At 74.2% G+C, this 13,240-nt stretch carries 13 protein-coding genes; 9 read left to right on the top strand and 4 right to left on the bottom strand.

Annotated elements, in window-relative coordinates; translation table 11 throughout:
- Positions 1 to 31: 31 nt before the first annotated feature.
- Complete coding sequence (locus GTY84_RS30020; protein ID WP_237532794.1) at positions 32 to 592, bottom strand: hypothetical protein; 561 nt, start codon at positions 590 to 592, stop codon at positions 32 to 34.
- 120 nt (positions 593 to 712) lie between these two features.
- Between GTY84_RS30020 and GTY84_RS30015 the strand changes: the two genes are divergently transcribed.
- Positions 713 to 1,780 carry a DUF5954 family protein gene (locus tag GTY84_RS30015; protein WP_161229561.1) on the top strand — a complete coding sequence of 356 codons (1,068 nt, stop codon included), beginning with the start codon at positions 713 to 715 and terminating at the stop codon, positions 1,778 to 1,780.
- Positions 1,781 to 1,801: 21 nt separating this feature from the next.
- On the opposite strand, the gene GTY84_RS30010 is transcribed toward GTY84_RS30015, so the two are convergent.
- From GTY84_RS30010 to GTY84_RS34340, 3 genes are all read right to left on the bottom strand, one after another.
- Positions 1,802 to 2,611, bottom strand: a complete 810-nt coding sequence (locus tag GTY84_RS30010; RefSeq protein ID WP_161229560.1) for a hypothetical protein — start codon at positions 2,609 to 2,611, stop codon at positions 1,802 to 1,804.
- Between the two features lie 313 nt (positions 2,612 to 2,924).
- The gene (locus GTY84_RS30005; RefSeq protein ID WP_161229559.1) at positions 2,925 to 4,064 is read right to left on the bottom strand and encodes a YihY/virulence factor BrkB family protein; all 1,140 of its coding nucleotides are present in this window, start codon (positions 4,062 to 4,064) and stop codon (positions 2,925 to 2,927) included.
- 9 nt (positions 4,065 to 4,073) lie between these two features.
- A complete protein-coding gene (locus tag GTY84_RS34340; protein ID WP_237532869.1) occupies positions 4,074 to 4,616 on the bottom strand; it encodes a hypothetical protein in 543 nt (180 codons plus the stop codon).
- A gap of 478 nt (positions 4,617 to 5,094) precedes the next feature.
- On the opposite strand from GTY84_RS34340, the gene GTY84_RS29995 reads away from it, so the two are divergent.
- From GTY84_RS29995 to cysD, 8 genes are all read left to right on the top strand, one after another.
- Complete coding sequence (locus GTY84_RS29995; protein ID WP_161229558.1) at positions 5,095 to 6,564, top strand: GAF domain-containing protein; 1,470 nt, start codon at positions 5,095 to 5,097, stop codon at positions 6,562 to 6,564.
- Between the two features lie 429 nt (positions 6,565 to 6,993).
- Positions 6,994 to 8,304 carry a hypothetical protein gene (locus GTY84_RS29990; RefSeq protein ID WP_161229557.1) on the top strand — a complete coding sequence of 437 codons (1,311 nt, stop codon included), beginning with the start codon at positions 6,994 to 6,996 and terminating at the stop codon, positions 8,302 to 8,304.
- A 72-nt stretch (positions 8,305 to 8,376) separates the two neighbouring features.
- Entirely contained in the window at positions 8,377 to 8,949 is a 573-nt protein-coding gene (locus GTY84_RS29985) for a GNAT family N-acetyltransferase (protein ID WP_161229556.1), read from the top strand.
- 349 nt (positions 8,950 to 9,298) lie between these two features.
- A complete protein-coding gene (locus GTY84_RS29980) occupies positions 9,299 to 10,996 on the top strand; it encodes a nitrite/sulfite reductase (protein WP_161229555.1) in 1,698 nt (565 codons plus the stop codon).
- The gene (locus GTY84_RS29975) at positions 10,993 to 11,172 is read left to right on the top strand and encodes a hypothetical protein (protein WP_161229554.1); all 180 of its coding nucleotides are present in this window, start codon (positions 10,993 to 10,995) and stop codon (positions 11,170 to 11,172) included. The genes GTY84_RS29980 and GTY84_RS29975 overlap by 4 nt, the downstream gene beginning before the upstream one ends.
- Positions 11,169 to 11,879: a phosphoadenylyl-sulfate reductase gene (locus GTY84_RS29970; protein WP_161229553.1), complete on the top strand. Its 711-nt coding sequence runs from the start codon at positions 11,169 to 11,171 to the stop codon at positions 11,877 to 11,879. Before GTY84_RS29975 ends, GTY84_RS29970 begins: the two co-directional genes overlap by 4 nt.
- 2 nt (positions 11,880 to 11,881) lie before the next feature.
- The gene (gene cysC, locus GTY84_RS29965; RefSeq protein WP_161229552.1) at positions 11,882 to 12,448 is read left to right on the top strand and encodes an adenylyl-sulfate kinase; all 567 of its coding nucleotides are present in this window, start codon (positions 11,882 to 11,884) and stop codon (positions 12,446 to 12,448) included.
- On the top strand, positions 12,445 to 13,240 hold a 796-nt coding region (cysD, locus tag GTY84_RS29960), incomplete at its 3' end, for a sulfate adenylyltransferase subunit CysD (RefSeq protein ID WP_161229551.1). The genes cysC and cysD, both read left to right, overlap by 4 nt.

Genomic DNA, 13,240 nt, shown 5'->3' with positions numbered 1-13,240 from the left:
GCCCCCGGCGCCGGGGAGTCCCCCGGGGGCGTCAGTCCCAGGCGTTGAACAGCACGCCGCCCAGTGTGTGGACGCCGTGGAGGCGGACCCGGCGCCACTCGTACCGTCCCCATCCAGAGGTGTCCACCCGGGCGAGCGGCAGGGCGAGCAGGTCGCCGCCCAGCACCGTGAGGCCCGCCTCCGTGAAGGCGGCGGCCCACGGCGGGGGCGGGAGGAACTCCTCCGCGTACCGGTTCCGGCGCTCGCGGGCGAACGCCACCCAGGGGAGGTGCGCGTGGCACAGGACGACGGTCTCGCCGTCGCGGCCCACGACCGAGGCGGTGTGGAAGGTCCGGGGGTACTCCTGGTGCTCGAAAGCGCCCACCCGGCCGCCGGCGGCCCGTGCGGCGGCGTACAGGGCGGCCCGGAACGACCGCGGGCCGGTCACCGGAATCGGCTCCTCCCTCGGCCCGGAGAAGCCGGTCGCGCCCCGGGGCAGGGCGAAGCCCCGGTCCGCGCCACCGATCGTGCCGCTGTCCGTACGGCCGTTGACGCCTCGGCCCGTACCGCCGCTCATGCCGCCGTTCATCCCGCCGCTCATCCCGCCGCTCATGCCGCTGTCCGTACCGCGTTCATGCCGCCGTCCTGCCCCGATCCGGCAAGTGGCGTCGCCTTCGCGCCCGTTGGGCCGGATTGCGCCCGTGGGCATATGACGGCGCGCCACAATGTGTGCATGTCCCATGACTGGCAGCAACGTATTCGAACGCTCCACGCCGAGCTGGTCCGCCGCGACGACCCGACCGACTGGGTGCGCGAGGCCGACGCCGTGGAGGCATCCGTGCGCTACCCCGGATTCTCCCTGCGCGGGCCCGTGTTCGGGGTCGCCGCGCAGGACCCGGCGGCCGGTCCCGAGTGGCGGCTGCTCAAACCGGTGGTCGACGGGACCCCGCAGATGGCCCGGGACGGGCTCCACTCCCACCTGTGGTTCATGGCGAAGGACGACACCGACGACCGGGCGGTGCGGCGCGAACTGCTCTCCGTCGTCTCGGTGATGGAGCGCGAACCGGTCGACGAGGTGGAGGCCCTGGGCATCCGCTACCGGGTGGTGCGCGGCGACGAGTTCGCGCGCAGCGGCGAACGGGGGCTGGAGCCGCCCCGGCCCACCGACCCGGAGCCCCTGGACCCGTCCTGGGAACCGCGCACCCCGTCCAGCCCCTCCCCCGACCCGGGCTTCGTCCTCGACCCGGACCGGGCGCCCGGCGTCATGGCCTACGCGACCCAGGCGGGGCTGCGGGAGTTCACGTACAGGGGGAACCGGTTCCCGGCGGCCATGTGCGCCGACTCCGAGCGGGCCGCCGTCACCCACCCGGAGGTCGTGCTGCTGCCGACGACCTTCGGCTCGGTCGAGCGCGGGCCGGGCGGCGTCTGGCGGCCCGCCGGGGGCCTGCACACCTCCCCGCACGACGCCCGGCGCGCCCTGTACGCAGGCATGGCCGAGATCTGGGCCATGCTCTACGAGTACGGCGAGGCCAGGAAGGCGGTGTACGGCCGGGCCGCCGAGGAGTACCGGGCGCGGGGCCGGGCCGACGAGGCGCGGGTGCAGGACCGGGTGTTCCGCATCTGCCGGGTGGAGCGGCTGATGCGGATCGGACCGGACGGTCCGGAGCCGCCGCGTCCCTCGGACGTCGACGACTACGGGCCGATGAAGATGCACCCGACGATGGACGAGGACGGCGTCGTCCACCATGAGGCCGAGCAGGACCCGCGGGCCGGGAGCGGCGCCGCGGGCGAGGGACGCTGAGGCAGTCCCCCGGGGGCTCGGTCAGCCGCCCGCGTCCACGTGGTTGTCGGGGGCGCCGTCGCCCACGGGCGGCAGGTCGCCCCGCTCCACGGGCACGGTGGCCCCGGGCCGGGGCGGCGGCAGCAGCTCCGCCGCCTCGGCGGCGTCCGGCCGGTGCGCGCCGCGGGCGGCGGCCCGCAGGACCTCCCGGCGGACGGCGTCCCGCTCGGCGGTGACGCGGATGCGGTGGTCGCCCTCGGTGCGCACGTACTCGTGGCGTTCGCCGGCGGTGCGGTAGTACAGGCCGGCGCCCTCGCGCTCGCAGTAGGCAGCCGCACCGGGGGCGCCGGAGAAGTCACCCGGGGACCGCTCGGCGCAGTCGGCGTCGGTGAACGGGAGCCGTTCGACGGTGAGCAGGATCGTGGCGCCCGACCGGGAATGGGCGTAGGTGGCCGAGAACCCGTCGTCCCCGATCACCCCGACGGACTGCCGGACCAGGGTGAAGCCGGGCACCGCGGTGGTGTACACCAGATCGGGCGCCACCCCCAGCGCCTCGGCACGCTCGGCCACCCCGGCTGCCGGGGCGCCGTTCCCGTCGGTCCGGGCGACGGAGGCACCGTTCGCGTCGGACCCGGCGACCGGGGCACCGTCCCCGTCGGTCCGGGAGGCCCCGCCACCGGCGGACGTGTCGCCGGCGGACGTGTCACCGGCGGATGTGTCACCGGCGGCCGGGCTCACGACCGCCCCCACCGGGACGTCCCCCTTCCCGGTGCCGCAGGCGGCCATCAGCAGGGGTGCGAGCAGAAGCAGCGGCAGTGCCCGCGAGCGGCGGGCCGTACGACCGTGAGTCATACCGCCATCCTGTCGCACGACCCCGGCGGCGGGGTGCCGTTCGGGACACGCTTCCCCCGGTCAGCGGACCACGTCGAACACCTGCTTCTGCAGGCCGTTGGCGTACACCTCGTGTTCGACGCGACGCGGCCTCGCGCGTCCCCGGCGGCGGCCCCTTCGTGGGCGGGGCGCGGCGCGAACGGTTACGGCCGTGCCGCGCCGCCAGTGGTGCGAACGGTCCCAGACGTGCCGCGCCGCCGTTCGGCACGGCGCGGCCCCCGCGCTCCCGGGGCGGTCGCCGGAACCCATTCGACCGCCCCGCCGGGACGTGTCGCTACGACGCCTCGGGGCCGCCCGGCTTGCCCGGGTCCCGGGGCGGCTGCTTCGGGTGGCCGCGCAGCCGGGCCGTGACGTCCTCCGGGGGCAGGAAGCGGGACCAGCGCTCGGGGAACTCGGACGGCATGTCGGGGTCCGACTCCCCGCTCGCGGCGGCGCGGGCCACGTACTCGGCGACCTGCGCCTGCCGCAGCCGCTCGTTCGTCTCGCGGGCGGCGGCCGTGGCCGTGGCCGGCCAGACCCGGTCGATGGCGGCGTTCACGGCCGCGCCCACCAGGACCGCGAAGGCGGACACACCGATCCACAACAGCACGGCGACGGGCGCCGCCAGGGAGCCGTAGATGGTCGGCCCCTCGACCGTACTGGTCAGGTAGATGCGCAGCAGGAAGCTCCCGAGCACCCACATCGCCAGGGCGACCAGCGCGCCCGGCACGTCCTCCAGCCACGGCGAACGCACCGGCACCGAGACGTGGTAGAGCGTGGTCAGGAAAGCCACCGACAGCACGATGACGACCGGCCAGTAGAGCACCTGCACCACCGTCGTCGACCACGGCACGACCCGGACCACCGCGTCCGGGCCCGCCACCATCAGCGGCAGCGCCACGGACCCGATCAGCAGCGCCACCAGGAACAGCAGGAACGCCAGCAGCCTGGTCCGGACGATCCCCCGCACCCCGTCGAGGCCGTACATCACGGTGATGGTGTCGATGAAGACGTTCACCGCGCGGGAGCCCGACCACAGGGCGAACAGGAAGCCGATGGAGATGACGTCGGGACGGCCGCCCTTCATCACGTCGTCGAGTATCGGCTTGGTGATCTGCTCGACGCCCCGCTCGGACAGGACCGTGCGGGAGGCGTCCAGGATGTTGTCGCGCAGGCTCGCCGTGGTGTCGGCGCCGATCCACAGGTCGACATAGCCGAGCAGCCCCAGGAGGCTGAGCAGCAGCGGCGGCACCGACAGCAGGGTGAAGAACGCCGCCTCGGCGGCGAGGCCCAGAATGCGGTACTCCATGCAGGAGTTCACCGTGTCCTTGAGCAGCAGCCAGGCGGTCCTGCGTTTGGAGACGTTCCGGTACATGGCCCGGGCACGGTGGAGCCGGCCGGAGGGCCGTTCGGGGGTGTCACTCGCTGGCTGCACGCCCCAACGTTATCCGCCGCTGGACCCCGCACTCATCCGGCGGACCTCCCCGGCCCCGCCCGGAACCCCCCGCTCCGGGCCGCGCGGTTGGTTCGCCGTCATGGCAGGCAGCACCCGTACCGTGACGAACCGGCCCCCTCCGCCCACCGGCCGCGACCTGTACTCCACCGACCGGGCCGGGCGGCGGAGGCCGCCGAACGGCATCCGCCGCCCGGCCCACTGCCACACGCACGGGCCGAACTCGCCGGCCGGGGGCGCGCCTGCGGGTCGGAACAGGTAGGGGAACAGGTACGGGAATGGGCCGAGCGGGCCGACCGCGAGCCGCGGCCCGTGACGGCCAAGGCCGGGGCGCTCCTCGGCGCCGGGGCCGTAGGGGCCGTAGGGGCCGTAGGGGCCGTAGGGGCCGTAGGGGCCGTAGGGGCCGTAGGGGCCGTAGGGGCCGTAGGGGCCGTAGGGGCCGTAGGGGCCGTAGGGGCCGTAGGGGCCGTAGGGGCCGTAGGGGCCGTAGGGGCCGTAGGGGCCCGGTGGCCCTGGCAGGGCCAGTGGTGCCACGGGGTGGCGCGCGCCTGGGGCGGGTGGGGCCTCGGCGCCCGCACACAGGGCGGCCTGGGCCGGGCCAACGGGAGGGAATGGCGCCGTGACCGCCGGGCGCCGAGGGCCACCCCGTTGGCGTCGGGGCCCGTGACCCCCGCGGGCGCGACCACGGGCGGGGGGGACGGAACTCGGCCAGAACGTGCGACCGCCCCGCCCGCGCGCCGCGCGCAGGCACCGCGCGGAACGGGCCGCCCGCTCGGGCGGCGTCGACGCGTTGTGCGGGGGTGGTGCTGCGCCGACACGGCACCACCCCCGCCACCGGCCCTCACGGGCCGTGTCCGCCGCTCGGGGCGGCGTGGGACAAGTTTCGGACAGTCGCCGGGAGAGCCGCCAGGGTTGCAGGGGGTTGCAAACTTGTCGCCGAGTGTGTCCGGACGGGTCCCCCTCCCACCCCGCGAGAGGGCAGTATGAGGGGGACGGACATCCGGGAGGATCTGTGGCACTTTCGCCGCTGGGCGCAACGACGTTCGCCGCCGGGGACACCGCGCGCACGGCGCGGATGCTGAACGAGATCCGCTCCGCCAGGCTCGCCGGCCGCGACGGACCGGCCCCGCCCCGCCCCGTGATCGAGCGGTCCTGGGAGCGGATGCTGCGCGGCGGGGTCGACCCCGACCACGACGTCCGGTCCGGGCTGCTCTCCCGCGAGGAACTGGAGCGCAGACGGGAGACCTCCCCTCTGCGCCATGTGCTGCCCGTCCTGCGCGAGGGCCTGCTCTCGGTGGCCGACACCGCCCACCACATCATGGTCGTCGCCGACGACGAGGGCCGCGTGCTCTGGCGCGAGGGCAGCGCCAAGGTGCTGCGCAGGGCCGACGGCCTCGGCTTCGAGCCGGGCGCCGACTGGCGGGAGGACGTCGTCGGCACCAACGGCGTCGGCACCCCGGCCGTCACCCGGTGCCCCGTCCAGGTCTTCGCCGCCGAGCACTTCGTCCGCTCGCACACCACCTGGACCTGCGCCGGGGCACCCGTCACGGACCCGCGCAACGGCCGGCTCCTCGGCGTCGTCGACATCAGCGGACCGCTGGAGACGATGCACCCCGCCACCCTCGCGTGGGTCGACGCGGTGGCCAAGCTCGCCGAGGCCCGGCTGCGCGAGCGGCACCTGCGGTCCCTGGAACGGCTGCGGGCCACGGCCGCCCCGGTGCTGGCACGGCTCGACGGCCGCGCCGTGGTCGTCGACGCGGACGGCTGGACCGCGGCGATCACCGGGATGCCGTACACGGAGCGCGTGGCCCTGCCCAAGTCCCCGGCCGCGGGCGCGCGGTGGCTGCCGACGCTGGGGGCGTGCACCCTGGAGCCGCTGGGCGACGGCTGGCTGTTGCGGACCGCCTCGGAGCCCGGCCCGCACGGCCCGGGCCGGATCGTGCTGGACCTCTCCCACCCGCGCCGCCGGTCGCTGCGCGTGCAGTGCGGGGCGGGCTCCTGGACCAGGGAACTCAGCCCCCGGCACGCGGAGCTGCTGTACCTCCTGGCCGTGCACCGGGACGGGCGGAGCGCGGCGGGGCTGGCCGGGGACCTCTTCGACGACCCGGCCCGCACGGTCACCGTACGGGCGGAGATGTCCCGGGTGCGGCGCTATCTGGGGACGTACCTCGAACATCGGCCGTATCGTTTCTGCGATGCCACGGAGGTCGAGGTGCGGCTCCCCGACGACCCCGGCGACCTCCTCCCCCACGCCGTCTCCCCCACCGTCCGCGCCCACCGCGCCACCCGCCGGACCGCGGAGGGGGCGACGGAACCGGCGGGGACCACGGAGTGGGCGACGGAACCGGCGGGCACGTGCGGAACGGCGGGAGCGGCGGGAGCGGCGGGAACGAACGGCCCGACGAACGGGGCGGTGGCCACCCCACCAGGCGCAGCACACCCCGCGGGAGCGGCCGGCACCCCGGACCTCCGGGCACCCTGATGCCCCCGGCCGGGGCGGGAACGGCGGCCGGGGCGGAGAGGGCGACGCCCCCGGGCCCCGGACGCCCCGAGCCCGCCGAGCGCGGCCGGCGTCCCTGGCAACCCGCTCCCACCGAGCACGGCCGACACCCCCGACACCCCCGGCAGCCCCCGCCCCTCCGCCTCCCCGGGCCCGCTCCTCGCCTCCGGCGCACCTCCCTCGCCTCCTGTGCCCCACGCACCCCAGGCGCCGCACCCGTCCGGTCTGTCCCCCGCGTCCCTTCCGTCCGCCCCGCCAGCCCTCTGAACGAGGGGGGTTTCCCGTAATCGCGGCGTCGGCGTCCACCCGCGCACCCTTCTGCCGTACCATCCACTGCGGACCGCCCGGGGCGGCGCCCCGGCCAACGCGAGCACCGCCGGGCGCCGTTGACGGGGTGCCACTGGAGGTGCGATGAGACAGCGCGGCAGACACCGCCGACGCCGGCGCGGCAGAGCCCTGCGCGCGGCCCTGACCGGGGCGGCCCTCGCCCTGACCGGTGCCGCCACGCTGATCAGCACCTCGCAGGCGGAGGTGGCCGACGCACCCGGCGGGCTCAGGCCGCTGAGCGCCGCCGACCGCACCCTCGACCTCCGCCTCACCGAGCAGCCCGTGCCGGGGCAGTGGCTCGACCGGCTCTCGTCCGCGATGGGCGGGCCGGTGGACGCCGACACCCTGCTCGGCTCCACCGACCGGGTGCTGCTCGGGACCGACGACTGCTCCGCCGCCGACCGGGGCAACCTGCCGGTCAGCCCGTCGGCCACCCGGGTCTACTGCTGGGACGAGGACGGCACCCGGGGCTGGCTGCCCGGCGCGGTCACCACCTCCGGCGATGCCGGGGCGAAGGGCCGCTGGCGCGACCACCGGGTCCTGCTGGCCGCCTGGAGCCAGGACGACGGCAGCTCCCGGGGAGGCGCCGCCCGCGTCTCGTTCATCGACGCCGACGACCCGGCCCGGCTCACCTACACCTCCGCGCTGCTCGCCGTCCCGGTCGACGGCGGGCGGGACTACCGGGCACTGTCCTCCCCCGTCAGCGGCATGGTCTGGTACGGCGACAAGCTGATCGTCACCACCGGCAGCGGTGACCGCGACGCGCTGTACGTGTACGACGTGGACCGGGTCCAGCGCGCCACCACCGACGCGGACACCGTCGGCCGGGTGCCCGGCGGCTGGGCCGCGCACGGCCAGCGGTACGTGCTGCCCGCCGTCGCCACCTACCGGCTGTCCGACACCGCCGGGGCCGCACGCCCCGCCGCGCTCGCGGTGGACCGGGGCACCGCCCCCGGCACCCTGGTCGCGAGCGAGCGGGTGCCCGCGGGCGCCGACCGCCCGACCCGGCTCTGGCGCTACCCGCTGAGCGCCGACCCGGACCGCGCCGGGCTCCCCGCCGCCGACCACGCCGGGCACGTCGACGCCGCCGAGGCGTACGAGACGGGCGCGGCCGACGTCGGGGGCATCCTGGCGCACCGCCCGGAGGGCGCCGAGCGCTCCGACTGGTACCTGGGCCGCGCGGCCGGGGAGCACGGCGGGCGCGGGATGCTCTGGCGGCAGGACACCGAGGGGGCGCGGACCGCGCGGTGCGGATCGGACCGGTCGCACCTGTGCTGGAGCGGTGAGGCCGGATCACTGGCGTACTGGGCGCAGACGGGCGAGGTCTGGTCCCAGTCGGGCCGGACGCTGTTCGCCCTGCCCCTGGCCGAGCTGGACCGGGCCCTCGACGACTGACGCCGCGGCGCCGGAGCGGGATCGTCCGGCGCCGTTCGACAGACCTCCGGGGCGGATGGTTTTCTGACCGCCATGACCAACATCGCCGTGACCACCTGGTCCCTGGAGCAGACCGCGCCGACGGACCTGCTGCCGGCCGCCGCCCCGGAGGGCGACGTCCGCGTCGTCCGCTCCGAGGTGCCCTCCCCCGAGTTCAGCCGCTTCCTGTACGCCTCCGTCGGCGCCGACATCCGGTGGACCGACCGGCTGGTGTGGAGCCACCCGCGCTGGCGCGAGCACCTGGAGCGCCCCGGCGTCGAGACCTGGGTGGCGTACGAGAGCGGAACCCCGGCCGGTTACGTGGAGTTGGTGGCGGGCGACGACGGCGTCGTGGAGATCGAGTACTTCGGTCTGATCCACGCCTTCCGCGGCCGGGGCATCGGGGGCCACCTCCTCTCGTACGGAACCGCCCGCGCCTGGGACCTCGCGGAGCGCTGGCCCGGGGTGGCCGGGACCAAGCGGGTCTGGCTGCACACCTGCAGCAAGGACGGCGAGTTCGCGATGGACAACTACCAGCGCAGGGGCTTCCGTCTCTTCGACACCAAGGTCGAGGAGGAAACGGAGGTTGCCACTCCGGGGCCATGGCCGGGGGCGTTCCTCTCCTGACCTGCACCGACACGTCCGTTTTCGGACGTGTGACGCACAGCACTGTTGTCTTACAGGGCGAGACATGGACGTCCACATCGCGGATTAAGCTGGACTGGGTCCAGATCGCCGTGCGACGCTTCCGCCATGTTCGGAACTGGAATTGCCTTGGTGAGTCGGCGGCACGTCGACCTCGGCCGTATGTCCAGCGCCATCTGTCCGGCCTGCTGAGAGCACTCCCGAAGCGCCCAGCACCACCGGATCCCCTCGCATTTCGCCTCTTTCCCGCGCAACGACGCGCCCGTATGCCCATGCGCCGTGAGCGCAGGTCAGAGCCGCATTCCCGCCTGTCCCGAAGGACGTGTACCCCATGGCCGCCACTCCGCCGAAGCCTGCTGCCACGACTCCCCGCCGCAAGGTGAGCCGTCACCGCGGTGAAGGCCAGTGGGCCGCGGGGCACTTCACCCCGCTCAACGGCGTCGAGCAGTTCAAGAAGGACGACGACAGTCTCAATGTGCGGACACGCATTGAGACGATCTACTCCAAGCGGGGCTTCGACTCGATCGACCCGAACGATCTGCGCGGGCGTTTCCGCTGGTGGGGCCTGTACACCCAGCGCCGCCCCGGGATCGACGGCGGACGCACCGGGCTGCTGGAGCCGGAGGAGCTGGAGGACGAGTTCTTCATGATGCGCGTCCGCGTCACCGGCGGACGACTCACCACCGAACAACTCCGCGCCATCGGCGAGGTCTCCGAGACCTACGCCCGCGGCACCGCCGACATCACCGACCGGCAGAACATCCAGTTCCACTGGATCCGCATCGAGGACGTCCCGGCGGTCTGGGAGCGGCTGGAGGCCGTCGGCCTGTCCACCACCGAGGCGTGCGGCGACTGCCCGCGCGGCATGCTCGGCTCGCCGGTCGCGGGAGTGGCCGAGGACGAGATCATCGACGGTTCCGCCGCGCTCGACGAGATCGCCCGCCGCTACATCGGCAACCCGGCCTTCTCCAACCTGCCGCGCAAGTACAAGACCGCCGTCTCCGGTTCGCCGCTGCTCGACGTGGCGCACGAGATCAACGACATCGCCTTCGTCGGCGTGGTCCACCCCGAGCACGGCCCGGGCTTCGACCTGTGGGTCGGCGGCGGACTGTCGACCAACCCCAAGTTCGGCGTGCGGCTGGGTGCTTGGGTGCCCGAGCCCGAGGTGCCGGACGTCTGGGAGGGCGTCACCTCGATCTTCCGCGACCACGGCTACCGCCGGCTGCGCAACCGCGCGCGGCTGAAGTTCCTCGTCTCGGACTGGGGCGCGGAGAAGTTCCGCCAGGTCCTGGAGGACGACTACCTCGGCCGCAAGCTGATCGACGGTCCGGCACCCGAGATGCCCGCCCAGCAGTGGCGCGACCACATCGGCGTGCACCGGCAGAAGGACGGCCGCTTCTACGTCGGCTTCGCCCCGCGCGTCGGCCGCATGGACGGCTCCCTGCTGACCAAGGTCGCGGAGCTGGCCGAGGCGCACGGCTCGGGCCGGGTCTCGACCACCGTCGAGCAGAAGATGATCATCCTGGACGTGCCGGGCGACCGGGTCGACTCCCTGGTCGAGGGCCTGGAGTCGCTCGACCTGCGGGTCGCCCCCTCGTCCTTCCGGCGCGGCACGATGGCCTGCACCGGCATCCAGTTCTGCAAGCTCGCCATCGGCGAGACCAAGCAGCGCGGCAGCGACCTGATCGACGAACTGGAGCGCCGCCTCCCGGAGTTCGACGAGCCGCTCACCATCAACATCAACGGCTGCCCGAACGCCTGCGCACGCATCCAGACCGGCGACATCGGCCTCAAGGGCCAGCTCATGACCGACGCCGAGGGCAACCAGGTCGGCGGCTACCAGGTGCACCTGGGCGGCGCCCTCGGCCTGGAGCCGTCCTTCGGCCGCAAGGTGCGCGGCCTCAAGGTCACCTCCGACGACCTGCCCGACTACATCGAGCGCGTCCTCAAGCGGTACCTCGCCGAGCGCGAGGACGGCGAGCGCTTCGCCACCTGGACCGCCCGCGCCTCGGAGGAGTCCCTGTCGTGAGCGAGCGTGCCGCCCCCTTCTACTGCCCCTACTGCGGCGAGGAGGACCTGCGTCCCGGTGAGGAGGGCCGCGGGGCCTGGGAGTGCGCGGGCTGCGGCCGCGCGTTCCAGCTGAAGTTCCTCGGGCTGCTCGCCCAGGGACTCCGGTCCGACTCCACCGGAGAGGAGGAGATATGACGGTCACTCAGGACGGCACCGGCGTTGAGGGCCTGCGGGAACTGGCCGAGCGGGCGGGCCGCGAACTGGAGGACGCCGACGCGCTGGACATCCTGAGGTGGGCCGCCGACACCTTCGGCAGCCGCTTCTGCGTCACCTCCTCGATGGAGGACGCCGTCGTCGCCCACCTCGCCTCCCGGGTCCTGCCCGGCGTGGACGTCGTGTTCCTGGACACCGGCTACCACTTCCCCGAGACCATCGGCACCCGCGACGCCGTCGAGGCCGTGATGGACGTCAACGTCATCACCCTCACCCCGCGGCAGACCGTCGCCGAGCAGGACGCCGAGTACGGGCCGAAGCTGCACGACCGCGATCCCGACCTGTGCTGCGCACTGCGCAAGGTCAAGCCGCTGGAGGAGGGGCTGGAGGGGTACCGGGCCTGGGCCACCGGCCTGCGCCGCGACGAGTCCCCCACCCGGGCCGGCACCCCGGTGGTCGGCTGGGACGAGAAGCGCCGCAAGGTGAAGATCGCGCCCATCGCCCGCTGGTCCCAGCAGGACGTGGAGGCGTACGTGGCCGAGCACGGGGTCCTCACCAACCCCCTGCTGATGGACGGCTACGCCTCCGTCGGCTGCGCCCCCTGCACCCGCCGGGTACTGGAGGGCGAGGACGCCCGTTCCGGCCGCTGGTCGGGCCGCTCCAAGACCGAGTGCGGACTGCACGGCTGACCATGACGACCACCGAGACCCAGGAGAAGAACGTGACGACCGGAGCCACCGTCTGGCTCACGGGTCTGCCGAGCGCCGGCAAGACCACCATCGCGCACGAGCTGGCCGCCCGGCTCCGCGGGGACGGCCACCGCGTCGAGGTGCTCGACGGCGACGAGATCCGCGAATTCCTTTCCGCGGGGCTCGGGTTCAGCCGCGAGGACCGGCACACCAACGTGCAGCGCATCGGCTTCGTCGCCGAACTGCTCGCGAGCCACGGTGTGCTGACGCTGGTGCCGGTGATCGCGCCCTACGCGGACAGCCGGGACGCCGTCCGCAAGCGGCACGAGGCCAACGGCACCGCGTACCTCCAGGTGCACGTCGCCACCCCGCTCGACGTGTGCTCCGTACGCGATGTGAAGGGCCTCTACGCCAGGCAGGCCGCCGGTGAACTGACCGGCCTCACCGGGGTCGACGACCCCTACGAGGAGCCCGTCTCGCCGGATCTGCGCATCGAGTCGCAGCACCAGACCGTCCAGGAGTCCGCCGCGGCGGTCCACGCCCTGCTCAGCGAAAGGGGACTGGCATGACAACGACCGTCGCCGCGGTCAAGGGGGGCGAGGGCGGTACGGACAGCCCGTACGGCCTCTCCCACCTGGACGCGCTGGAGTCCGAGGCGGTGCACATCTTCCGTGAGGTGGCGGGTGAGTTCGAGCGGCCGGTGATCCTGTTCTCCGGCGGCAAGGACTCCATCCTGATGCTGCACCTCGCGCTGAAGGCGTTCGCCCCCGCCCCGGTCCCCTTCTCCCTGCTGCACGTCGACACCGGCCACAACTTCCCCGAGGTCCTCGCCTACCGCGACCGCACCGCCGAACGCCACCAACTGCGCCTGCACGTCGCCTCCGTCCAGGACTACATCGACCGCGGTGTCCTGCGCGAACGCCCCGACGGCACCCGCAACCCCCTCCAGACCCTCCCCCTCACCGAGAGGATCCAGGCCGAACGCTTCGACGCCGTCTTCGGCGGCGGACGCCGCGACGAGGAGAAGGCCCGCGCCAAGGAACGCGTCTTCTCCCTGCGCGACGAGTTCTCCCAGTGGGACCCCCGCCGCCAGCGCCCCGAACTCTGGAACCTCTACAACGGCCGCCACGCCCCCGGCGAACACGTCCGCGTCTTCCCCCTCTCCAACTGGACCGAACTNGACGTCTGGCAGTACATCGCCCGCGAGGACATCGAACTGCCCGCCATCTACTACGCCCACGAACGCGAGGTCTTCACCCGCTCCGGCATGTGGCTCACCGCCGGCGGCTGGGGCGGCCCCCGCGACGGCGAGCACACCGAGAAGCGCCGCGTCCGCTACCGCACCGTCGGCGACATGTCCT

The sequence above is a fragment of the Streptomyces sp. SID8352 genome, assembly GCF_009862265.1.
Classification (GTDB): Bacteria; Actinomycetota; Actinomycetes; order Streptomycetales; family Streptomycetaceae; genus Streptomyces.
The sequence above is the reverse complement of the archived record's forward strand: the minus strand, read 5'-3'. Positions and strand labels throughout refer to the sequence as shown.